At 65.0% G+C, this 20,239-nt stretch carries 24 protein-coding genes and 1 tRNA gene; 13 read left to right on the top strand and 12 right to left on the bottom strand.

All coding sequences use genetic code 11. The annotated features are described in order from the left end of the window. Nucleotides 1-68 precede the first annotated feature (68 nt). Genes I6F16_RS01170 through I6F16_RS01180 form a run of 3 tightly spaced genes read right to left on the bottom strand, consistent with a single transcriptional unit; the run spans nucleotide 69 to nucleotide 793 of the window. Entirely contained in the window at nucleotides 69-236 is a 168-nt protein-coding gene (locus I6F16_RS01170; protein ID WP_036022969.1) for a hypothetical protein, read from the bottom strand. 5 nt (nucleotides 237-241) lie between these two features. Continuing rightward, nucleotides 242-490 (bottom strand): hypothetical protein, encoded by a 249-nt coding sequence (locus I6F16_RS01175; RefSeq protein ID WP_225113630.1) that lies wholly within the window; start codon nucleotides 488-490, stop codon nucleotides 242-244. Between the two features lie 48 nt (nucleotides 491-538). Continuing rightward, on the bottom strand, nucleotides 539-793 hold the full coding sequence (locus I6F16_RS01180) for a PilZ domain-containing protein (protein WP_057029117.1): 255 nt from the start codon (nucleotides 791-793) through the stop codon (nucleotides 539-541). Nucleotides 794-1,018: 225 nt separating this feature from the next. Between I6F16_RS01180 and I6F16_RS01185 the strand changes: the two genes are divergently transcribed. From I6F16_RS01185 to I6F16_RS01215, 7 genes are all read left to right on the top strand, one after another. Continuing rightward, nucleotides 1,019-1,093, top strand: a tRNA-Glu gene (locus tag I6F16_RS01185). Between the two features lie 1,218 nt (nucleotides 1,094-2,311). After that, nucleotides 2,312-2,902 (top strand): hypothetical protein, encoded by a 591-nt coding sequence (locus I6F16_RS01190; protein ID WP_225113578.1) that lies wholly within the window; start codon nucleotides 2,312-2,314, stop codon nucleotides 2,900-2,902. A gap of 214 nt (nucleotides 2,903-3,116) precedes the next feature. After that, entirely contained in the window at nucleotides 3,117-3,743 is a 627-nt protein-coding gene (locus tag I6F16_RS01195) for a pilus assembly protein PilZ (protein WP_036022965.1), read from the top strand. 97 nt (nucleotides 3,744-3,840) lie between these two features. Beyond that, complete coding sequence (locus I6F16_RS01200; RefSeq protein ID WP_225113577.1) at nucleotides 3,841-4,083, top strand: hypothetical protein; 243 nt, start codon at nucleotides 3,841-3,843, stop codon at nucleotides 4,081-4,083. Between the two features lie 295 nt (nucleotides 4,084-4,378). Further along, a complete protein-coding gene (locus I6F16_RS01205) occupies nucleotides 4,379-5,419 on the top strand; it encodes a PrsW family glutamic-type intramembrane protease (RefSeq protein ID WP_036022963.1) in 1,041 nt (346 codons plus the stop codon). A 70-nt stretch (nucleotides 5,420-5,489) separates the two neighbouring features. Next, the gene (locus tag I6F16_RS01210) at nucleotides 5,490-6,068 is read left to right on the top strand and encodes an HdeD family acid-resistance protein (RefSeq protein WP_057029113.1); all 579 of its coding nucleotides are present in this window, start codon (nucleotides 5,490-5,492) and stop codon (nucleotides 6,066-6,068) included. 236 nt (nucleotides 6,069-6,304) lie between these two features. Further along, nucleotides 6,305-7,390: a 3-deoxy-7-phosphoheptulonate synthase gene (locus tag I6F16_RS01215; RefSeq protein WP_225113576.1), complete on the top strand. Its 1,086-nt coding sequence runs from the start codon at nucleotides 6,305-6,307 to the stop codon at nucleotides 7,388-7,390. Between the two features lie 62 nt (nucleotides 7,391-7,452). Here I6F16_RS01215 and I6F16_RS01220 read toward each other — a convergent pair whose 3' ends face one another. The 3 genes from I6F16_RS01220 to epmA form a co-directional block, all read right to left on the bottom strand. After that, nucleotides 7,453-7,707 carry a hypothetical protein gene (locus I6F16_RS01220; protein ID WP_035999808.1) on the bottom strand — a complete coding sequence of 85 codons (255 nt, stop codon included), beginning with the start codon at nucleotides 7,705-7,707 and terminating at the stop codon, nucleotides 7,453-7,455. A 68-nt stretch (nucleotides 7,708-7,775) separates the two neighbouring features. Continuing rightward, nucleotides 7,776-8,870 (bottom strand): lysine-2,3-aminomutase-like protein, encoded by a 1,095-nt coding sequence (locus tag I6F16_RS01225; protein ID WP_035999791.1) that lies wholly within the window; start codon nucleotides 8,868-8,870, stop codon nucleotides 7,776-7,778. After that, the gene (epmA, locus tag I6F16_RS01230) at nucleotides 8,867-9,919 is read right to left on the bottom strand and encodes an EF-P lysine aminoacylase EpmA (protein ID WP_225113575.1); all 1,053 of its coding nucleotides are present in this window, start codon (nucleotides 9,917-9,919) and stop codon (nucleotides 8,867-8,869) included. Before epmA ends, I6F16_RS01225 begins: the two co-directional genes overlap by 4 nt. Nucleotides 9,920-10,081: 162 nt before the next feature. Here epmA and efp point away from each other — a divergent pair, with 162 nt between their 5' ends. The 3 genes from efp to I6F16_RS01245 all read left to right on the top strand — a co-directional run bounded on the left by efp (nucleotide 10,082) and on the right by I6F16_RS01245 (nucleotide 13,362). Then, a complete protein-coding gene (efp, locus tag I6F16_RS01235) occupies nucleotides 10,082-10,648 on the top strand; it encodes an elongation factor P (RefSeq protein WP_028136595.1) in 567 nt (188 codons plus the stop codon). A 45-nt stretch (nucleotides 10,649-10,693) separates the two neighbouring features. Beyond that, nucleotides 10,694-12,295, top strand: a complete 1,602-nt coding sequence (locus tag I6F16_RS01240; RefSeq protein ID WP_225113574.1) for a M23 family peptidase — start codon at nucleotides 10,694-10,696, stop codon at nucleotides 12,293-12,295. Between the two features lie 80 nt (nucleotides 12,296-12,375). Beyond that, nucleotides 12,376-13,362 carry a DUF808 domain-containing protein gene (locus tag I6F16_RS01245; protein ID WP_035999800.1) on the top strand — a complete coding sequence of 329 codons (987 nt, stop codon included), beginning with the start codon at nucleotides 12,376-12,378 and terminating at the stop codon, nucleotides 13,360-13,362. Between the two features lie 29 nt (nucleotides 13,363-13,391). On the opposite strand, the gene I6F16_RS01250 is transcribed toward I6F16_RS01245, so the two are convergent. Further along, complete coding sequence (locus I6F16_RS01250) at nucleotides 13,392-13,895, bottom strand: cupin domain-containing protein (protein WP_036022958.1); 504 nt, start codon at nucleotides 13,893-13,895, stop codon at nucleotides 13,392-13,394. Nucleotides 13,896-13,916: 21 nt separating this feature from the next. Next, nucleotides 13,917-14,402 (bottom strand): carboxymuconolactone decarboxylase family protein, encoded by a 486-nt coding sequence (locus tag I6F16_RS01255; RefSeq protein ID WP_225113573.1) that lies wholly within the window; start codon nucleotides 14,400-14,402, stop codon nucleotides 13,917-13,919. A gap of 54 nt (nucleotides 14,403-14,456) precedes the next feature. Between I6F16_RS01255 and I6F16_RS01260 the strand changes: the two genes are divergently transcribed. After that, nucleotides 14,457-14,975, top strand: coding sequence for a MarR family transcriptional regulator (locus I6F16_RS01260; protein ID WP_225113572.1), 519 nt, complete (start codon nucleotides 14,457-14,459; stop codon nucleotides 14,973-14,975). Between the two features lie 35 nt (nucleotides 14,976-15,010). On the opposite strand, the gene I6F16_RS01265 is transcribed toward I6F16_RS01260, so the two are convergent. Continuing rightward, complete coding sequence (locus I6F16_RS01265) at nucleotides 15,011-15,262, bottom strand: hypothetical protein (protein ID WP_035999836.1); 252 nt, start codon at nucleotides 15,260-15,262, stop codon at nucleotides 15,011-15,013. A gap of 191 nt (nucleotides 15,263-15,453) precedes the next feature. On the opposite strand from I6F16_RS01265, the gene I6F16_RS01270 reads away from it, so the two are divergent. Beyond that, on the top strand, nucleotides 15,454-16,683 hold the full coding sequence (locus tag I6F16_RS01270; protein WP_225113571.1) for a lytic murein transglycosylase: 1,230 nt from the start codon (nucleotides 15,454-15,456) through the stop codon (nucleotides 16,681-16,683). A 51-nt stretch (nucleotides 16,684-16,734) separates the two neighbouring features. Here I6F16_RS01270 and I6F16_RS01275 read toward each other — a convergent pair whose 3' ends face one another. Beyond that, on the bottom strand, nucleotides 16,735-17,424 hold the full coding sequence (locus I6F16_RS01275; RefSeq protein ID WP_225113570.1) for an NAD(P)H-dependent oxidoreductase: 690 nt from the start codon (nucleotides 17,422-17,424) through the stop codon (nucleotides 16,735-16,737). 135 nt (nucleotides 17,425-17,559) lie between these two features. Between I6F16_RS01275 and I6F16_RS01280 the strand changes: the two genes are divergently transcribed. Continuing rightward, on the top strand, nucleotides 17,560-18,417 hold the full coding sequence (locus I6F16_RS01280) for a LysR substrate-binding domain-containing protein (protein ID WP_225173364.1): 858 nt from the start codon (nucleotides 17,560-17,562) through the stop codon (nucleotides 18,415-18,417). A 39-nt stretch (nucleotides 18,418-18,456) separates the two neighbouring features. Here the strand turns inward: I6F16_RS01280 and I6F16_RS01285 are convergent, their stop codons facing one another. After that, the gene (locus I6F16_RS01285) at nucleotides 18,457-19,254 is read right to left on the bottom strand and encodes an aldolase (protein WP_225113568.1); all 798 of its coding nucleotides are present in this window, start codon (nucleotides 19,252-19,254) and stop codon (nucleotides 18,457-18,459) included. 97 nt (nucleotides 19,255-19,351) lie between these two features. Next, nucleotides 19,352-20,161 (bottom strand): glucose 1-dehydrogenase, encoded by an 810-nt coding sequence (locus I6F16_RS01290; protein ID WP_036033467.1) that lies wholly within the window; start codon nucleotides 20,159-20,161, stop codon nucleotides 19,352-19,354. Between the last annotated feature and the right edge of the window lie 78 nt (nucleotides 20,162-20,239).

The raw sequence follows: 20,239 nt of genomic DNA on the forward strand, positions 1-20,239 counted from the left end.
CCGCGGCGTCACCGCCGCGCTTGACGGCTACTGTGCATGGGGTTGTTTTCGCGGTTTTGTTTCAGGCTTTAGCGCCAGCCGCGCTCGACCAGCAGCACGACGACGATCAGCACCAGAGTCACGGCAGCCGTGGCGAGCCGCGCGGTCCAGCTGAGGCCGCGGCCGACCCACCACAGCAGCGCGCAATACATCAGCACGGGAACGATGATGTCGAGCCGCACCAGATCCGCGGGCATGGGCTTCAGCGCCGGATGCCAGCGTCGACGCTGGTCGAGCCGCCGAGCTTGACGCAAGTCCCGGTGCCCTCCGCCATCACGAAGCCCGGGCCATAGGCGGCGCAGGCGCCTGCCCTCACCTTGCCGGCCGTGCTGCCGTTCAGCGGCAGTGCCTTGCCCGCCTGCGGCGGCTCGGCAGGCGGCAGGCGCAGGCTCTCGGCCGCGGTCGCGGACGTGGCCAGCAAGGAGAGCAGGATGAGGAGCTGCGTGCGCATCGCCGCCTTGTAGCCCGGACCGGACCCGCGCGCCATCGGCGGCCGCGGCTAGAGGAACTTGACGCCGGCCGACTTGCCGCGGCGCCAGACCACCTGGCAGCTCCGCCCGGTGCGCGCATCGCGTGCGAAGGCCATCCGGATCACGCCGGGAAGCTGGCTTGCGTCCTCGTCGAGGGTGATCCTGGCGCCCGAATCCGAGATGTCCTGGACTAGGCAGTGCCGCGCGGCAAAGCCGCCGTCCAGCGTGATCCAGGCGTGCTGCGACAGCAGCTTGCGGGCTGCGCGCTTCTTCGGCGGTGGCATCGGCAAAATCTCCCCATCCAGCGCTACGCAGGGAACGCTAACAAACCGTTGAAATCGCCTCCGAATGATCCCGCGCCCCGGGGCTATCCACCGGGCCCGAAAGACCTTTCCCGAACGGCTTGCCCGGGAGCGCAAAGGCCACTATACGTTCGCCCGCTGCAAGCCGCCGGGCCCTGTTCGGCCGGCCAGCGGCCGTGCCGGGACAATCGGCAGGGCCCTGCGTTTGCTCCCTTCGTCTATCGGTTAGGACGCCACCCTTTCACGGTGGAGAGAGCGGTTCGATTCCGCTAGGGAGCGCCAGCAAAATCAATCACTCAAAGACCCACTCTGCCGCCGTGTCCAATGTGTGGCCAATAAACCCGTGCGAACACCCATGGACGTGGGGCTCGATCGCCGCCCCGCTTCGCGAGCGTGAACCGGCGGGCCATCGTGCTTACCGCCTGAGCCCGGGGCGGTGCGTCATCAGCCGCGGCCGGTCGCGCCTCCTGTGCAACCTGCGGTCGCCGCGAGGCAAGCCGCCGGCATCGCTCATTTATTTTTTTTCGAAGCAGCCAGCGGCTACCCTGTTGCCGATTGAGTAGCAATCAGGAGGATTGGGCTTTGTGACCACGTGCTGGGGCGTTTCAACTCGTGGGCTCGACCACCCCCAAAGCACAGCAAGCAGGGCCAGACCCCCGAGGATCGCGAGTGCAACCATTTCAGGCGTGACGAGAGCGGGGCGCCGACAGAGCCCCTGGGGTGCAATCTGCTTCAATGAACACAACTCTGAACTGTAATAATTCAACTGTAATAAAAATATCATATGTTAATTCCGGTTCCATTGCAAATGGCAGTTGTTCCACGCAGAAATGCCTGAAACGAACGGCCCGCCAGCGTGAACCGGCGGGCCCTGGTCAATGGTGCTTCATTGGTCGCGCTCCGCCAGGATGCGGTTGATCTCGGCCGTCACGATCAGCTGGTGCTCAGGCGTGAGCTGGGCATACCTCGCGAAAGGGCTCGCTCAGCCCTCTGGTGCCCTCGGCGTTCGTCGATCATCCTCTTGAGGCCCCTTAGATCGCCGTCGAGTATCCAGTCGACGTTGATCCCGTGCTTCCGGCAGTAGTCGCACAGCTCGGCGCCGACCTTCGGAGCTCGCTCCAATCCCCATTCGATCGCGAGCCACAACAGGCGCCGGTTGTTGTTCTGCGCTGACGACGCGCCGTCGGCGTCGAGCCGCCCCCAACGGTGTCCGGAGGCGTAGCCGCCGACGCTTGGCGGCGTTGCGGCGCCGCGTGATGCCAGCGCGGGTGATGGGCTTCTCCTTTGCCACTGCCCGCGGATCTTCCTGAGCTTCGTTTGTGCCTTGTCGATGTCTATTTTTAAGGAGGTGGACGGCCATGGACCTATTCTCATCTCTTTCACGGTGGAGAGAGCGGTTCGATTCCGCTAGGGAGCGCCAGAGGCGCAAGCCGCCGCGGCAGCATGAACCTCCTCGCCCCTCGTCTCCGACCAATGTCAGGTCGAAACCGGTCGAGGCCCATGCCGCAGCTCAAAGCCGACATTGCAGACGCATCGCAGATGCCGGCGCTTCCCACATGGCTGCGCCACCCGCGCCAGCATGCGCCGGACCGGCGCGCCAAGATGCTGGCGCACATGGCCCACCTCCAATCACTGCCGGAGCGCCAGGCGGCGTTGACGCCGCCCTCGCCGGAGCGGTCAGGCCAGGCCGTCGCTGACATTCTCGGCGATGCCTTCGGCTACATCGTGCTGTTCGGTGTCATCGCCCTGCTCGTCCATTCGCGCGTTCCGCTCTACCTCGGTGCCTTTCTCTTCCTGACCGATGGCGAGCGCATCGAAAGCGCGCTGGCAAGCATCGGTATCCGCCTCGAGCCTGAAATGATCGGCCAAGACCTCGTCAAGCGCTTTGTATTCTGGTTCGGATGGTTCGCGTTGCTCGGCCCCCTGAAAGCCTCGGTTCCCGCCTGGCTCGCGTCTTGGCTGCCTCCGACCCAGTCATGGTCTTCCCTGGCCGGCATTGCCATTCTGCTCGCCCTCGTCGAAGCATTGACCGGGCTCGCGCTGCGGCGCGCATTGCCGCGCCTGCGATGGGAGATCGTCCGAACGGACTGATATGGACGATGATCCAGTTCGCCTTTGCCGCATTGGGTATCCTGGTGCTGTTCGGACCTCGCTAGCCGTCGCTTATGCCGCGCTTCCCGCTGCTCTGCCGACCCGCGCCATTTACCGAAAATTCACCCCAGCTATTAGGCAGCAGTATCATTTGCTTAGAATTTGCTCGCTACCGTGGAACTACGGCAATCACCCGAACCCCCGGTCAGCGCTCATGTCCGTCGCAGACTTCCTGAGGCAGCGAGCAGTGGATGTTACGGTCAGCGGCAGCTACTCGCTGCCCCGCTGGTACGATTGCGAGGGCAAGCTCCGCAGCTTCGCCTGCCGCACCAAGCGCGTCTCGCCGTTCCGGATGATCGTGGACGTGCCCGTGGTCGGCAAGGTCGGCGAGCGCTTGACCTCCTACTTCGAGGATTTCGGCGAATTCCAGGGCACCATCAGCGCGACGCTGAAGGCGGGCTTCCTGATGGAGCTCGAGATGACGCGGGCGCGGCGCGCCTGGATGTCGGAAAAGCTGACCTGGCTCGAGAAGAAGCAGAAGGATGTCAATGTTCGGGACCTGCGGCGTGACGCGCGTTTCGTTCCGCAAGTCTCGCACACCGTGCTGACCCTCGCGGACGGCAGCTGCCATCCGTGCTTCATCATCGACGTCTCGACGGCCGGCGTCGCGGTGTCCTCCGAGTATGATCCGGTGGTCGGAACCCCGCTTGCGGTCGGCGCCTGTGTCGGGCGGGTGATCCGCAAGTTCGAGCACGGCTTTGCGGTCAAATTCGCCGAAAAGCTGGACCGGGACGACCTCGTCCGCCTGATCGTCCGCGCGCCCTTGCTGAAGTCGGCCTGAATTCGCCGCCCTATAGCGGCCCCAATGCCGGATCAGCTTTTGCAGGTCTGTGCCTCTGGCCGGACGTCATTTTGCAGACTTGCGATCGGGGGACCGAATGGCAGTCGACAAGATCACTTGGGACAGGGTCGGCCGGGTCACCGAGCCCGGACGCTACATGTACACGTTCGGTTGGCTCACCATCACCGCCGGCGATCTCGAAATCTGGAAACGATATCCGCGCGCCGCGTTCACGCTGCTGGCGCAGAGTTCCGGGTCGCCCGAGTCCGCCGGCGAGGAATTCCATCTCGGCGCCTTCGACGTCGCACCCGACGCGCCGCCCGCGATCACGACGCACTGACTAGACTAAGGCCAGCAGCCGGCACGCTGCGCAGATGCGCCAAGAATCGAGGAATCCCGCGCATTTCCTTGAGCTCGCTTGCGAATCTCGATCCGCAGCGCACCGGGCAATCGTTGCGGTGACTGGCGAGCTTCTGCCATCATGCGATTGATTGCGCTCGTATTCTACTCCCCACAATGAGCCCGGATGAACGGCAGCTGTCGCGCACCTTCAGGGAGCCGACAGCCGGCGCATGACACATGGTCGCATCGGAGAACGTAGATAAGCGGATCAAGGGAACTTATTTTCGGCGCCAATGTACCTGATCGAAGCGCTCCCCACCGTCATCGGAACTGCCGCTATCGCCCCGGCGCTGCTGTTGCTCTGGCTCGTCATCGCTGCCGAGGAACGCCCGGGGCCGCCGGCCCAGGTCTGGACCGCATTCCTGTTAGGGGCGGCGAGCATTTCGCTCCTGGGCCTCGCCCGCGCCCCCTTCGCCAAGATGATCGCCGCCCCCGACGATCCCTGGGCGGCGCTGGCGATGCATTCGATCTTCGGCGTCGCGCTGCCCGAGGAAGCCGTCAAGGTGCTCGCCATCGTGCTGGTCTCCTCGACCAAGCGACGCACCTTTGCCAATCCGATGGACACCGTGGTCTACGGCGCCGCGGTCGGCCTCGGCTTCGCCGCCTACGAGAATCTCGCCTACCTGGTCCAGCACGCCGACATGTGGCGCTCGCTTGCCGCGCTGCGCAGCGTCCTGACCGTGCCGTTCCACGGCGCGCTCGGCATCATCGCTGGCGCCTACCTGACCATCGCGCGCGCGGGCACGGCGCTTGGCGCAAACCGCCACCATCGCGATTGGGCCCGTCTCTCCAGCCGGCTGCTGATCTTCGGTGGCCCGCTCGCGCTTCATACGGCCTTCGACTTCCCGCTGCTGACGCTCCAGCGCATGCCCGATCTCGATCCGACACTCCGCATGTGGTTGGGCGCTGCGAGCCTGTTGATCGGCTTCGGCTCGATCGCCTTCGCCATCCGCCTGGTCCGGCGCGTCGCGCGCCACCACGCGCCGCGAACCGATGTCGCGCGCGAGCGGCTCAGCCAGCTGCGCCGGATGTGGGCGCTGCTGCTCGCCGGCGGCGGCATCGGGTTCGTCGGGCTCGCCTTTGTCCTGACCTCGATCCATCACTGGCTGATCAACCCCGAGCGCAACCTGACGCTGGCGCTGATTCCGATCGGTTTCGTCTCGATCCTGCTCGGCCTTGCGCTTCTGATTGTCACATCAGCTATCTACATTCTCGGCCGCAACCGCATTCGCACCAACGCGGAAGGCTTTTCGTCGGCGCCCGGCGGCACTTGATCCAACGCATGGCGAACGCGCGACAGGCCCACTAGATTGGGACGCAATCCTCTCGTTCCGGAGCCAGACGATGACATCGCCCGAGGAATTTGCCCGCCTCCAATCCGAGATGAACCAGGCGGTCAAGGCGCACTGGAAGGCTTTTCTGTTCGAAGGGATCCTGCTCGCCGTCCTCGGCATTGCCGCGCTCGTCGTGCCGCCGCTCGCCAGTCTTGCGACCGCGATCTTCCTCGGCTGGATGTTCCTGATCGGCGGCATCGGCGGACTGATCGCGACCTATTGGGCGCGCAGCACGCCAGGCTTCTGGTGGTCGCTGATCTCGGCTGCGCTCGCCGTGCTCACCGGCCTGCTGCTGCTGGCCCGGCCGATGCAGGCCGTGCTGACGCTGACCATCGTGCTCGGCGCCTATTTCCTCGCCGAGGGCGTCGCCACCATCATGTACGCGCTAGAGCACCGCCGTGAGCTCAGCGGCCGCTGGTCGTGGCTGCTGATCTCGGGCCTCGTCGACATCGCGATCTCGTTCATGGTGATCACGGGACTGCCGAGCTCGGCGGAGTGGGCCATTGGCGTCCTCGTCGGCATCAACCTGCTGTTCGGCGGCGCCACCCTGATCGGCATGGCGCTGGCGGCACGCAATGGCAACACCTGAGGCGCCTCGTCGCTCCACATTCTGATTGGGGGGTGACAAGGCGCCAGCAGCACGCTATATGGCCTTTCCATGATCACCGTCGCCACCAGCTATTTTTGGTATTTTAGCTACGACAGCTCGCTGGCGGCGGGAGGATCGCGCTCAATCTGAAACATTGCAGCAAACGTCCGAACAGCCGCCAGACCCTGGCGGCTTTTTTGTTGGCCGGCAGGTTCTAAAACAGACAGGAGCCCGCCGTGCTGAGCACGACCGACGATCTTCGTATCCGCGAACTGAAAGAGCTGAGCACGCCGGAAGAGGTGATGCGGGAAGTCCCGCGCACGCTCACCGCGACGCGTGTGGTGATGGCCGCGCGCAACGCCATCCATGCCATCCTGAGCAATCAGGACGACCGCCTTCTGGTCGTCGTCGGCCCCTGCTCGGTGCATGATCCCAAGGCGGCGCTCGACTATGCCGAGCGGCTAGCAAAGCTTCGCGAGGATCTCGCCGATCAGCTCGAGATCGTGATGCGGGTCTATTTCGAGAAGCCCCGCACCACGGTCGGGTGGAAGGGCCTCATCAACGATCCCGACCTCGACGGCAGCTTCGACATCAACAAGGGGCTGCGGCTCGCGCGCAACGTGCTCGCGGCGGTGAACAATCTCGGCCTGCCCGCCGGCACCGAGTTCCTCGACATGACCACGCCGCAATACATCGCCGACCTCGTCTCCTGGGCCGCGATCGGCGCGCGCACGACCGAGAGCCAGATCCATCGCGAGCTGGCGTCGGGGCTGTCCTGCCCGGTCGGCTTCAAGAACGGCACCGACGGCAATGTGCGGATCGCGGCCGATGCGGTGAAATCAGCCTCGCATCCCCATCATTTCATGGCCGTCACAAAGCTCGGCCGCTCGGCGATCGCCTCGACCGCCGGCAACGAGGACTGCCACATCATCCTGCGCGGCGGAGCTGAGCCGAACTACGACGCGGCAAGCGTTGCGTCGGCCTGCAACGAATTGACCAAATCCGGCGTTGCCCCGCTGGTGATGGTCGATGCCAGCCATGCCAATTCGAGCAAGAAGCCGGAGAACCAGCCGCTGGTGATGGCCGATATCGCCCGTCAGATCTCGGGCGGCGAGAGCCGCATCATGGGCGTGATGATCGAGAGCAACCTCGTCGCCGGCCGGCAGGATGTCGTACCGGGCAAGCCGCTCACTTATGGGCAGAGCATCACGGACGGTTGCATTGACTGGGCAACGACGTCGAAGACGCTCGAGCAGCTCGCCGACGCGGTCGAAATCCGCCGCAACATCCGGCGCGCCGGACTGCACGAGCGATCAGCCTGACGGATGGCCGAGCTTGGGATGGCTCATTCCTCACCTCTCCCCGACGGGGAGAGGTGAAAGCCTCAGCAGCCGCGGCAGATGCTCTTGATCTTCTTGTCGAGCGCCTGGTTTTCCTTGCTGAGCGGATCGTTGGGATCGCTCAGATTCTTCTCGCTAGGCACATCGCTGGCACGCGGCTGGCGATGACCGACCGGCGCCGGCAACACCGACCCGGACGATGCGCCGCTTGAGGTCGATCCCTTGGAGCCGCCGGTCTGCGCAACAGCCGCGCCGCCAAGCAAGACCACGAGCGATACTGCCAGCATGATCTTCGTCATGTCCATTTCTCCATTCTCAAATCAGCGTCCAAGCCCAGCACTCAAGTCAGCGTCGATGCTATCGCCACTCATGCCTCGGGCGGATAGAGATGAACGTCGCCGCAATAGTCGACGATACGATAGCGCGTTTCTGATTCCGCTTCACTTGTCTCGTTTGCGGTATTTTTCACCGCCGACACGTAATTCGGACCCACCGGCGACTTGCCGGCACCGCCGGGAATGTCGATGACATAGTCCGGCTGACACAGGCCCGACACCCGCCCGCGCAACTGCCGCATCAAGGCCTGCCCCTCTGCCAACGTCGTGCGCAGATGCGCCGTTCCCGGGGCGAGATCGCCGTGGTGCAGATAATAGGGCTTGATCCGGCATTCGACGAAAGCTCGCATTAAATCCGAGAGAGCGGCGATGTCGTCATTGACGCCGCGCAAAAGCACGGACTGGCTCACCAGGGGAATTCCAGCATCGACGAGCCGCGCGCAGGCATCGCGCGCGGCCCCCGTCAGTTCGCGCGCGTGATTGGCGTGTACCGCGACCCAGGTGGCCGCGCCCGCAACCTTCAGGGCTGCAACCATCTCCGCGCTGACGCGCGCTGGTTCGGCCACCGGGACACGGGTGTGGAGACGGATGATCTTGACGTGATCGATGGCCGCAAGGTCAGCCATGATCTCGCTCATCCGCCGGGGCGACAGCATCAGGGGATCGCCGCCGGTCAGGATCACTTCCCAGATCTCGTCATGCGACCGGATGTAGTCGATCGCGGTGCGATAGGCGCTCTCCGACAGCGCATTCTCCTTGCCGGGCCCGACCATCTCGCGGCGGAAGCAGAAGCGGCAATAGACCGCGCAGACGTGCACGAGCTTGAACAACACCCGGTCGGGATAGCGGTGCACGATTCCCGCCACCGGCGAATGCGGGTGATCGCCGATCGGATCGGCATTCTCGCCCGGCTGCGCCTCGAGCTCGGCCGAAACAGGAACGAACTGCCGCGCGATGGGATCGTCGGGATCCGTCGCGTCGATCAGCCCGACCAGATCCGGCGTGATCGCCACAGCATAGCGCGCGGCGACGCGTTCGAGCGCCGGCAGCGCCGATGCGGGGACCAGGCCCTCGGCTACCAGCTCGGCAGGTTCGCGCAGAGTGCGTGCAAGGTTCGTCTTTGTCATCTCTCATCCGCAGGCGGTGTCCACACCACCTGATCAATTCGTGTGGCGCCGCTCGCCAGCATCACCAGCCGGTCGAAGCCGAGCGCGACACCGCTCGCCTCCGGCATTGCGGCGACCGCCGCCAGAAAATCCTCGTCGAGCGGATAGGCTTCGCCGTAGCGGCGCTGCTTCTCCGTCATGGATTCCGTGAAGCGTTTGCGCTGCTCCCCGGCATCGGTCAGCTCTCCAAAGCCGTTGGCGAGCTCGACGCCGCAGGCATAGACCTCGAAACGTTCGGCGACCCTCGGATCGTCCGTCTTCACCCGCGCCAGCGCCGCCTCTGGAGATGGGTATTCGAACAGGATGGTCAAACGCCCCTGCCCCAGATGTGGCTCGACGTGTTCGACCAGCACCTTGCTGAAGATGTCGGACCAGGTGTCATCCTCGGCGACACGGACCTTCCCGGCTGCCGCAGCGGCAAGCGCCGCACGGTTACCCTCGCCGCCCGAGATTGTCGACAGCAGGTCGATGCCGGCGAACTGCGCGAAGGCGCCTGCGACCGTCAGGAGCTCCGGCTCGGCGAAGGGATCGGCGGTTCGGCCGCGGAAGGAGAAGGTCCCGATCCCGGTCGCCTGCGCCGCCCGAGCGATCACGACGACGCAATCGGCCATGATGGCATCATAGGGCGCTCCCGCCCGGTACCATTCCAGCATGGTGAACTCGGGCAGATGCAGGTCGCCGCGCTCGCGGTCCCGGAACACCCGTGCGAACTCGAAAATCCGCGTCTCGCCCGCCGCCAGCAGCTTCTTGCAGGCGAATTCGGGCGAGGTGCGCAGGTATCGGCTGGCCCGGCTGCCGTCGGGCCGCATGATCTCGGTCCGGGGGGCGTGCAGATGGGTCTCATTGCCCGGAGAGACCTGGAGAACGGAGGTTTCGACCTCCACAAACCCCTGTTCGGCGAAAAACCCCCGCAAAGCTCCGGTCACGGCGCCCCTAGCCTGGAGGAACGGCCGTCGGTCGAGGTGGCGCGCGGGCGACCAAAACGGCGACATCGGCTTGTCCCCAGCCATCAACCGACCGCCCCAGCCGGCAGCAAAATGCTGGCATCCAACGGCAAAATCAGTATGTTGCGGCCCGAAACGGGTGCCGAGGTCCGAATTGAGGCCCCAAGTCCCCCAGCAATTCGACCACGTCCTGGCTGGTGCCGGGCCAAGCAAGCAGGAAATACAGCTTTGAGAGTCATCGCCAGTTCTATCCGCAAGGGCAACGTGATCGAGCAAGACGGCAAGCTCTATGTCGTCGTGAGCGCCGAGAACATCCATCCCGGCAAGGGAACCCCGGTCAGCCAGATCGAAATGCGCCGAATCTCGGACGGGGTAAAGATCTCAGAACGCTACAAGACCACCGACCAGGTCGAAAAGGCCACCATCGAAGAGCGCAACTACACCTTCCTTTACGAAGATGGCGATGGCTACCACTTCATGAACCCGGAGACCTACGACCAGGTTCAGGTTTCCAAGGACGTCGTCGGCGACGCGGCCGCGTATCTCCAGCCGGACATGACCGTCAAACTGTCGATGCATGACACCAATCCGGTGTCGATCGCACTGCCGCAGCGCGTGACGCTGGAAGTGGTGGAGACCGAGCCGGTGACCAAGGGCCAGACCGCCTCCTCCTCCTACAAGCCGGCGGTGCTGTCCAACGGCGTGCGCACCACCGTGCCGCCGCACATCTCGGTCGGCACGCGCATTGTGGTGATGACCGAAGACGGCTCCTACTCCGAGCGTGCTAAGGACTAAACGAGCCATCGAGGATCGGAACAGGTACCGCCGGGGGGCGAAGCAGTGGGCAGGAACAGTCTCCGCTTCGTCTCGCTTCTCCTGGCGTTGCCGTCGCTCCTCGTTGCTGCACCGATCGCTGCGGACGAGTTCCGCAGTCCCTCGCTGACGGCCCTGCGCATCGAGTGGCGCGCGGCGCTCGATCAGCTTCGCAGCGAGATCAACAGCCGTCCGCAAATTGCGGGCGACTTCATCTTCGCACCGCGCCGTTCGGTGCCGCGCTACGATCCGCGCGCGATGCCGGCACTGGTGCAGCTCAACGCGGTCTCCTCGCGCTTCTTCACCGGCATTACCCGAAGTCCCGTCCCCGTGCTGCTGCCGTTCGACGCCGCCGCGTATCTCGATGCGCAGCGCAGCGGCGCGCCGGCGACGCTCGCGCTGTCGCGCTACCAGGCCGACTTCAATCCCGTCGACATGTTCGATGCCGGTCCTGCCGGCTACAGCGCGACCTTCTCGCTCGAGCCCGGCGCCGGTGACGGCATGCCGAGCCGGGTGTACGCAAAGCCCGTCGAGGTGCAGATCACGGGCTCGGCGCTGATCTACGACATCGCCGATCCGGCCGGGGGCAAGGGCGAGCCAGTCAAGCCGCTCGCCGCAACCTACCCGGATCTGCGTAGGTTCATCCGGGAAGGCTATGTGCGCTACGCCTTCACCCGCTTCGGCGCCACCTATGTGGTCTCGATCCAGTGCCTCGACAGTGTCGCGAGGCCACGGCGGCTCGCCTGCAAGGAGGCCTATCCAGTCGCCGAGCGCTTCCTCAAGGCACTGCGCGTCGCAGGGGGCCAGCGCATGCGGCCCCTGGCGGACGTTGCCTCCAACATTATCGACCGGCCCGCGGTGCGTTCACCGGATTTCAGCTACCGGCCGAGCGGCGACATCATTCCGAACACCGGCTACCGCAAGCAGGGCGGTCATCCCGACGCCATGGCCTATGCCCAGATCCGCTTTCCCTTGGAGAAGGCGCCCGCCTTCGTGCGCTCCCAATCCTTCGGCAAGCGCGACAAGAGCGAAGGCCCGACCGCTTATCCCTGGCGCGACAATTTCTGCGAGTCGCGTAGTTTCGAGGTGTGGCAATGCGGCGGAGGTTACGGCCACCAGGGCGAGGACATCCGCGCCGCCGACTGCCCGCCGCCCGGCGAAGGCCGCGAGCCCTGCGATTCCAAGCGGCGCGGCGTCGTCGCCGTGCGTGACGCAATCGTCATCCGTGGAGCCAAGGACCAGGCCGCGACGCTTCAGGTCAATAGCCGCACCGAGCACATCCGTTTCCGCTACATGCACATGAATCCGCATGCGATGAACGCCGATGGCGTCATCAACGGCCGCATCGTCACCGAAGGCGAGAAGATCGGCGTGATCTCGAACTACCTCGACCGTCCCGCCGGCACCTCGATGCACCTGCATTTCGACGTCCAGGTGTTCACCCGCGATGGCTGGATCTGGGTCAGCCCCTACGCGACGCTGGTCTCGGCCTATGAACGGCTGATCCGCGCGCGCGGCCGCGAGATCGGCCCGGAGATCGCGGTCACGGCGCAGCCGGTGGCCCATGCGCTGCCGGAAGACGTGCTCAAGCCTGACCTGCGCGAGGGAGCGGGCGGCGAGGAGAACTGACAGCGTGCTGGTTCGTTGCTGGAGCGGGCAGCACGCATCTGGTCGCGCACTCCCCCCCTCGAACGAAGAAGGATGAGTTGATGAGTGTCGGACTGATCGGTCTTCTCGACGATATCGCGGGGATCGCAAAGGTGGCTGCAGCCTCGCTCGACGATGTCGCTAGCCAGGCAGCCAAGGCAGGCACAAAGGCGGCTGGCGTGGTCATCGACGATGCGGCGGTCACGCCGAACTACGTCATCGGTTTCGCTTCGAAACGCGAGCTGCCGATCGTCGGCAAGATCGCGGTCGGATCGCTACGCAACAAACTGCTGATCTTGCTGCCGATTGCCCTGCTGCTCGGCTATTTCCTTCCCGCTGCGGTCACGCCGCTGCTGATGCTGGGCGGCGCCTTTCTCTGCTATGAAGGCGCCGAAAAGGTGCTCGAAGCCGTGATGCCGCATCATGCGCACCAGCACGAAGCTCAGCTCGAGCCGATTGCGTTGAATGCCCAGTCGGTCGAGGACGAGAAGGTCGCTGGCGCCATCAAGACGGATTTCATCCTGTCGGCGGAGATCATGGCGATCACGCTGGCGGCCCTCCCGGCGGGCAGCATCTGGACGCAGGCGCTGGTGCTGGCGCTGGTCGGCCTCTTCATCACCGTTGGTGTCTATGGCGTGGTGGCCCTGATCGTGAAAGCGGACGATGCCGGCATCGCCCTCGCGCGGTTCGACGGCGCCTCGCTCGCCGGCGGCGCGATCCGATTGCTTGGGCGCGCGCTCGTCCGCGGCATGCCCGTTTTCCTGGCGGTGCTGAGCACGATCGGCACCGCCGCCATGATCTGGGTCGGCGGTGGCATCATCCTGCACGGCATCGAGAAGTACGGCCCACCCGCGATCGGCCACACGGTCCATGCCATAACCGAGGCTGCCGCACATCTCCTTCCATCCGTTGCCGGCATCGTCGAATGGTCGGTCGAGGCAGCCATCTCGGGTGCGCTTGGACTGCTCGTCGGCGCAGTCGCCATTCCGGTCGTCCAATACGGACTCGCGCCGGCCTGGAAGCGGTTGAGGCGATCGCGATCGGCCTGAGCACGGCCATTGCGGATGACGCGCGCAGCCTATTCCAGGAACGTCGTCAGCTGCGCGCCCTCATCCGCCACGAACACCGCGATCAGTTCCGCCGGCTCGGTCATGCTGGCATTGGCCGAGACCAGATGCGTCGAGCCCGGCGGTTCGAAGAAGGACTGGCCGACGCCGAACGTCTCGACCGGGCCGCCGCCGAGCTGCGAGCGGATCTCGCCCTTGGTGATGTAGGCGGTGACGGAGCCGGAGTGACGATGCGGCCGCGAAAACCCGCCTGGACCATAGGACACGCGCACGATGGTCACGCGCTTGCCGGGCACGTTCGGAAGCGCGTAGGAGCCGATCGGCTCGACCTTGTCGAGCGGCGAGCCCTCCGCCGCCGTCGCGCAGAGCGGCGCGAGGGCGCTGGACACGCTGTCGATCGTCACCGGCAGAGCTTTGCCGATTGCCAGCGCGCAGACTAATCCTGCGATGACGGCGAACGCTGTCGAACGTGACGGCAACGGGTACTGCAGGGCCGAAAGGCTCATGACTGTCATCGTGATCCTCCCCTCTCTCCGTCAGGACGAAGCTGCAGCGGCGGCCGCTGCGACCGGCCGCTTTGCAGGCGTCCAGCGAAACGCCGCACCAAAACGGTTCCAGACGTTGATCGAGGCGACCGCCGAGGTCAGATACGTCAGTTCAGTCTCGGAGAATTCGCGGGACGCCTCGGCGTAAACCTCCTCGCTGACCCCGTCAGGCAGACAGGTCAGCGCCTCGGCCCAGGCGAGCGCGGCCCGCTCGCGCGGCGAAAAGATCGGCGCCTCGCGCCAGACCGCGAGCAGATGAAGCTTGTCGAGGGGAACGCCGATCCGTTCCGACAGCAGGACGTGGTGTTGCACGCAGAACGCGCAGCCGTTGATCTGCGAGGCGCGCAGCTTGACGAGCTCGAGCAGCTGCTTGTCGAGGCCGGCCTTGGCCGCAAGCTGGCCCAGCGCCAGCACCAGATCAAACGCATCGGGCGCGATCCGCTTGAAATCTTCATATTCGCTGCGGGCGTGTGACATTGCCATTCACCTCGGCATATTATAAGAGCACGGACATCTTATAAGAGCTCTTATATGTCGCGCAAGACGAATGTCGCGAAATCGCAATCGGGACCCAAGGCCGTTGCAGCCGGTGCGGTGCACGTTCCAGCACCGGGCGAAGGCAAGCGCGGCGAGCAAGGCAATCTCGGTTACCTGCTGCGCCAGGCCCACGCCGCGGTTCGCCTGACGATGGAGCGCACGCTCGCCGATCTCGGCGTGACCTCGCCGCAATTTGCGGTGCTGACGATGCTGAACGCCTATCCGGGCTTGTCGGGGGCCGATGTCGCCCGTCTCACCTTCCTGACGCCCCAGACCGTCGGCGTCATCATCCGCAATCTCGAGCGCGACGGCGCGATTGCGATGACGCCTCATCCCGTTCACGGCCGCATCCAGCAATGGACGCTGACGCCGCGAGGCGCGACTCTTTTGAAGGCGTGCCGGCAGCGTGTGCTCGAATTGGAGAAGCGCCTCGCTCGCAATTTGGATTCAAAGGCGGAAACCACGATCCGGCGTTGGCTTTCCGGAATCGCGGCTGACCTTAAGGAGGACTAGGCGGCCGGCATTCGCGGCTATCGTGGCCCTTGGTGCTACCCGCCTTTCAAGGCGTTCTTGACTGCGCCGTCCGGCCAGCTCTCGTCGGCCGCGATCACCCGCACGCGGGTCTGGTCGGCGGGATTGACCAGCACGTGCGAATTCACCCGCTCACCGCTCGGCTCCAGACGCAGATCGGTTTCGGGCTTCCAGCTCAGCGTCGTCGCGAGGTCGCCGGGAAAGATCTTCCATTGCGATCCGTCGTCGAGTTCGACGATATGGCTTTCGGCATGTGTGCGTATCTTCATTCCACCCCAATGCTTCGATGAACAGGAAGGACGGCCGTACCAGGACCGACTCTTCTCCTCCTGGCGTGGGAGGAATGCGGGAGTGCGGCACTTGTTCCGGTGGGAACGACCGACGGGGTCGGGCCGAGTTGACGCACGCGGCCATTTCGGAACCGACTCACACGTGCCATGTTTCCGGCTAGAATGTGCCCATGAAGCACACTGATTCCACGCCCCGTCACACACGCCGCGCGCTGCTCCAATCGACGCTCGGTGCAGCCGCTTTGCTCGCGCTTCCCACCCGCGCTCTCGCCGCGCCTCCCGGCTTCGACGAATGGCGCGAGAGCTTCCGTGCGCGCGCGATGGCAAAAGGCATTTCCGCCGCGACATGGCAGCGCGCGATGGGACGGGTCGAACCGGACATGAGCGTGTTCGCGCAGATGCGCAACCAGCCCGAATTCCGCGAGCAGGTTTGGCAGTACATCAACCGCCGCGTTTCGGACTGGCGCATCATCAACGGCAAGATCGCGCTGAAGAACAATGAGGCGCTGTTCGCCCGCATCGAGCGCGATTTCGGGGTCGAGCGCGGCACGCTGCTGGCGCTATGGGGCGTCGAGTCCGCCTATGGCGATCCGTTGGTGCAGCAGAACCACATGAGGCCGGTGTTTCCCTCGCTCGCCGCGCTCGCCTGGAACGAGCCGCGCCGCAAGGCCTATTGGGAGACCGAGCTGATCAATGCACTGCGCATCGTCGACAAGGGCTGGTCCACGCCTGAGGACATGCGGGGATCATGGGCCGGCGCGATGGGCCATTCGCAATGGATGCCGGAGGTCTGGCTCAATGTCGGCATCGACTATGACGGCAACGGCAAGGTCTCGCCATTCGGCAAGCCCGACGACGCGCTGGGCTCGACGGCAAAGTATCTCGTCAATCGTGGCAAGTGGCATCGCGGCGAGCACTGGGGCTACGAGGTGCGCGCGCCCGCCAACATGAGCGGCAGCCGGACCTATGCGGCCTGGCAGGCGGCCGGCGTGACGCGTGCCGACGGCCAACCGTTTCCGCAGCCCAACGCATCCGCGCAGATGTGGACGCCGGTTGCGGGCGGGCCGACCTTCCTGCTCGGGCCGAATTTCTACTCGGTGAAGAGCTACAACCCTTCCATGAACTACGCGCTGGCGATCTGCCATCTCGGGGATCGCTGCCTGGGAGCTCCGCCCTTCATCCAGCCCTTCCCGGGCTCCGAGCGTGCGTTGACGCTCGCCGAAGTGCAGGAGATGCAGACGCGCCTGACCAAGGCCGGCTTCGACACCGGCGGCACCGACGGCCGGGTCGGCAACGACACCATGAAGGCAGTCAAGGAGTTTCAGCAGAAGGTCGGGATCGCGCCCGCCGACGGCTACGGCGGGCTCAAAGTGCTGGCCAAGCTGCGGCAAACCAACTAGCACGGCTGGGAGCGTCGGTGCTGGCGCCTCCGCCGCCGCTGCAGCCGACCCTTAAGCCGCGTTTCGCTGTTCTGTCAGCTTCAGCATCTCGTCGACGAGGTCATCCACGGCACGCTCGGCCGCGGCAATCGACGCCTGCAACCGATCGTCGGCGAATTCGTCGTACTCGACTGCGATGCTGTGGAAGGCCGTGATCCCGATGAAAGCAAACACGTCCCGGACGGCTCCTTCGACATGATTGACGGCGGCCATACGCCCGCCCGGATCGTACCCGTAGTCTCCGCGCGAACCGAGCAGGACAAGACGCTTGTCCATGCCCTCAAGCAGCGCCGAATATGGATTGTCCGGGCGTGATCGGTCGAAGCCAAACGTGCGTCCGACCCGAACGATGTTGTCTATGTATGCCTTGAACTGCGCTGGCACACCGAAGTTGTACATTGGCACGCCCGCGACGATCAGATCAGCTGAGATCAACTCGTCGACCAGCGCATCGCTTTCCGCCAAAGCCTCTCTCATCCATGGCTCGCGCCGATCGGGCTTCGCGAAGGCCGCCTTGACCCAGTCGTCCGTCACCGGACTCGGTGCGAAGCGACCGAGGTCGCGGCAGACGACGCGATCCCCCGGCCGCGACTGTAGCCATCGTTGGACGAAACGCTGAGTCAGACGCCTGGTGTGCGAACCGCGCGGATTTGCATCTGAAGGCTCTAACCGCGCGCTTGAATCGATTTGTAGCAGTTGCATTGCAGAACTCCTCTCATCTGTTTGCCCAATAGATCGGTTCAGGCCCCGTCGTTGACAAACGAAAGTTGCTCAGCTTATGGATGAACTGCATTCATCCTTGAGTTCGCGATGAGAAGGCTTCCTCCGCTGGCGGGATTGCGTGCATTTGAAGCGGCGGCACGTCACCTCAGCTTCAAGCGCGCCGCCGATGAGCTTCACGTCACGCCGACCGCGATCAGCCATCAGGTGCGACAGCTGGAGCAGACGGTCGGGGTCAGGCTGTTCGAGCGCCGGACGCGGCAGGTTCTGCTCACCGCGGAAGGTCAGGTCCTGCTTCCGGTCCTGCGCGACGGCTTTGATGCGTTTGCGCGTGTTCTGGAGGGATTGAGCCGGAAGCGACGCCGGGCGGTGGTCACACTTTCGGCGACGCCGGCTTTCACAGCCAAATGGCTGGTGCCGCGTCTTGCTGGGCTCCGAAAGAGCAGAGGCGACATTGATCTCACATTGCTTGCGAGCTTGGAGGTGGCCGATCTCAATTCGACCGCGGATCTCGCACTTCGCTACGGTTCCGGTCCTTATCCCGATCTGATTGCCGAGCCGCTCACGGTCGATCGTTTCGCACCGGTGGTCAGTCCGCGCTTGGGCATCCGAAGACCGAGCGACCTGCGCTCAGCAACGCTGCTACATTTCGACTGGCACCGTCGTGATGCCCGAAATCCGACCTGGCGGCGCTGGTTCAAGACGGCCGGCATGGACGACGTTGATGCGCGCGCCGGCGTGCGTTTCAGCGATGAAACCCATGCCATCCAGGCAACCGTCGCCGGCGCTGGTGTCGCTTTGCACAGTCTTGTGCTCGTCGCCGACGAACTTTCGCAGGGAACGCTGGTCGCACCATTCGGGCCGGAGCTGGAAGGCTCTTCGCTGCACTTGGTCCGCAGCCGCAACCGGCCGCTCACCGAGCCGGTCGAGGCTGTACGGCACTGGCTGAAGTCAGAGTTCGACGCGGCCCGCTGATGCGCAGCGCAGCTCCCGCGCCGCGGCATGACATCGTGGTCAGTGCCGATATTGCGGCTCCTCCGCATCGAGCTGCCGCCGGATCGCGGCGAGATGCAGCCGGGCGGATTCGGAATCGCCCTCGCGCATCTGCCTGTAGGTCTCCGCCGCAACGGCGGGATCGACCGGCAGCACCTTCCGCCCCGTCGACATCGCCAGCACCTGCACCTCGGCGGCGCGCTCGAGATAATAGAGATCGTCCCAGGCTTCCGCGATGGTCGGCGCCAGCACCATCACGCCGTGATGCTTCATGAAGACGATGTCGGCAGCGCCGACGGCGGAGGCGATGCGGGCACCTTCGCGGCTGTCGAGCGCGAGGCCGTTGTAGTCGCGGTCGACCGCGGTGCGGCCGTAGAATTTCAGCGCGGTCTGGCCGGCCCAGATCAGGGGCTCGCCTTCGGTCATCGACAGCGCTGTCGCGTAGGGCATGTGGGTGTGGAAGGCGACCTTGGCGCGCGGCAGCAGCCTGTGCATCTCGGCATGGATGTAGAACGCGGTCGCCTCGGGCACGCCCTCGCCGTCGAGCACGTTGCCGTGGAAGTCGCAGATCAACAGCTTCGACGCGGTCAGCTCGCGGAAGGCGTAGCCGTAGGGATTGACGAGGAACAGATCGTCATGACCGGGCACCACGGCCGAGAAGTGGTTGCAGATGCCCTCCTCAAAGCCGTTGCGCGCGGCCATGCGGAAGCAGGCGGCGAGATCCTCGCGCGCGGTGCGGATCGCGTCGGTGGCGAGATCCGGCCGGTTGGAACGGAATGGCGCGGGCGCGGGTGAAGAAGCGTGAAGGCTGTGCGCCATGGCGAAGGACACCTCTTTCGGTCGGGAGCTGCCCAGTGTTGTACAGGGACTGCGCCTGCGCGTCAGCCCCTGCGGCCGCCACCCTGCCCTGCGCAGCTCAAGCGCGCCGCGGCACGCCGCCGGCATTCATGCCGCCGTCGATGACGAGCTCGCTGCCGGTGACGTAGCGCGAGGCATCGGAAGCCAAGTATAGCACGCCCGAGGCGATCTCCGCCGCCTGGCCCGCACGACCAAGCGGCGTCACCACCTTGGCGCGCTCCTCCGGATCGATCGGGGCATTCTGGCCGGCGCCGGCCGCCCCCGTCGGGATCTTGCCCCAGATCGGGGTGTCGATGATGCCGGGGTGAACCGAGTTGACCCGGATGCCGTCGCCTGCCGCCGCGCACTCCATCGCAATGGATTTGGCGAACAGCCGCACGCCGCCCTTGGTCGCCGAATAGGCCGACAATCCGGGCGAGCCGCGCAGTCCCGCCAGCGAGGACATCATGACGATCGAGCCGCCCCCGATCTTGCGCATCAAAGGCAGGCAATGCTTGACCGAGAGGAACACGCCATCGAGGTTGATCGCGTTCTGCTTGCGCCAGTCGGCGAGGGTCATGTCGACGATCGAAGGCACGGAGATGCCGATCCCGGCATTTGAGACGAGCACGTCGAGCCGGCCATATCGCTTTGCGATCTCGGCGACGATCTCGATCCAGCGCTCTTCGCTCGTGACATCCTGCTCCAGGAAGATCGCCTTGCCGCCCACGTTTGTTACGCGCCTGGCGAGCTCCGGGCCGCGCAGCTCGTCGATATCGGTGATGACGACAGTCGCGCCCTCGCGCGCGAACAGCTCGACGATGGCCTCGCCTATGCCGGAGGCGCCACCCGTCACCAGCGCGACCTTGCCCTCAACCTGCCCTGCCATGCTCACTCCCTTTTTTTGTTGTTTGGAACCGTTGTCTTTGATCGTTGTCGGAAAACCGCTTCGCACTTTTCCGGATCA

The organism is Bradyrhizobium sp. IC4060 (assembly GCF_020193715.1).
Classification (GTDB): domain Bacteria; phylum Pseudomonadota; class Alphaproteobacteria; order Rhizobiales; family Xanthobacteraceae; genus Bradyrhizobium; species Bradyrhizobium yuanmingense.

Excerpts from the sequence above, each read along its gene's own strand:
- I6F16_RS01170 (WP_036022969.1), bottom strand. The coding sequence starts at position 236 with ATGCCCGCGGATCTGGTGCGGCTCGACATCATCGTTCCCGTGCTGATG.
- I6F16_RS01175 (WP_225113630.1), bottom strand. The coding sequence starts at position 490 with ATGCGCACGCAGCTCCTCATCCTGCTCTCCTTGCTGGCCACGTCCGCG.
- I6F16_RS01180 (WP_057029117.1), bottom strand. The coding sequence starts at position 793 with ATGCCACCGCCGAAGAAGCGCGCAGCCCGCAAGCTGCTGTCGCAGCAC.
- I6F16_RS01190 (WP_225113578.1), top strand. The coding sequence starts at position 2,312 with ATGCCGCAGCTCAAAGCCGACATTGCAGACGCATCGCAGATGCCGGCG.
- I6F16_RS01195 (WP_036022965.1), top strand. The coding sequence starts at position 3,117 with ATGTCCGTCGCAGACTTCCTGAGGCAGCGAGCAGTGGATGTTACGGTC.
- I6F16_RS01200 (WP_225113577.1), top strand. The coding sequence starts at position 3,841 with ATGGCAGTCGACAAGATCACTTGGGACAGGGTCGGCCGGGTCACCGAG.
- I6F16_RS01205 (WP_036022963.1), top strand. The coding sequence starts at position 4,379 with ATGTACCTGATCGAAGCGCTCCCCACCGTCATCGGAACTGCCGCTATC.
- I6F16_RS01210 (WP_057029113.1), top strand. The coding sequence starts at position 5,490 with ATGACATCGCCCGAGGAATTTGCCCGCCTCCAATCCGAGATGAACCAG.
- I6F16_RS01220 (WP_035999808.1), bottom strand. The coding sequence starts at position 7,707 with ATGACGAAGATCATGCTGGCAGTATCGCTCGTGGTCTTGCTTGGCGGC.
- I6F16_RS01225 (WP_035999791.1), bottom strand. The coding sequence starts at position 8,870 with ATGACAAAGACGAACCTTGCACGCACTCTGCGCGAACCTGCCGAGCTG.
- epmA (WP_225113575.1), bottom strand. The coding sequence starts at position 9,919 with ATGGCTGGGGACAAGCCGATGTCGCCGTTTTGGTCGCCCGCGCGCCAC.
- I6F16_RS01245 (WP_035999800.1), top strand. The coding sequence starts at position 12,376 with ATGAGTGTCGGACTGATCGGTCTTCTCGACGATATCGCGGGGATCGCA.
- I6F16_RS01250 (WP_036022958.1), bottom strand. The coding sequence starts at position 13,895 with ATGACAGTCATGAGCCTTTCGGCCCTGCAGTACCCGTTGCCGTCACGT.
- I6F16_RS01255 (WP_225113573.1), bottom strand. The coding sequence starts at position 14,402 with ATGTCACACGCCCGCAGCGAATATGAAGATTTCAAGCGGATCGCGCCC.
- I6F16_RS01260 (WP_225113572.1), top strand. The coding sequence starts at position 14,457 with ATGTCGCGCAAGACGAATGTCGCGAAATCGCAATCGGGACCCAAGGCC.
- I6F16_RS01265 (WP_035999836.1), bottom strand. The coding sequence starts at position 15,262 with ATGAAGATACGCACACATGCCGAAAGCCATATCGTCGAACTCGACGAC.
- I6F16_RS01270 (WP_225113571.1), top strand. The coding sequence starts at position 15,454 with ATGAAGCACACTGATTCCACGCCCCGTCACACACGCCGCGCGCTGCTC.
- I6F16_RS01275 (WP_225113570.1), bottom strand. The coding sequence starts at position 17,424 with ATGCAACTGCTACAAATCGATTCAAGCGCGCGGTTAGAGCCTTCAGAT.
- I6F16_RS01285 (WP_225113568.1), bottom strand. The coding sequence starts at position 19,254 with ATGGCGCACAGCCTTCACGCTTCTTCACCCGCGCCCGCGCCATTCCGT.
- I6F16_RS01290 (WP_036033467.1), bottom strand. The coding sequence starts at position 20,161 with ATGGCAGGGCAGGTTGAGGGCAAGGTCGCGCTGGTGACGGGTGGCGCC.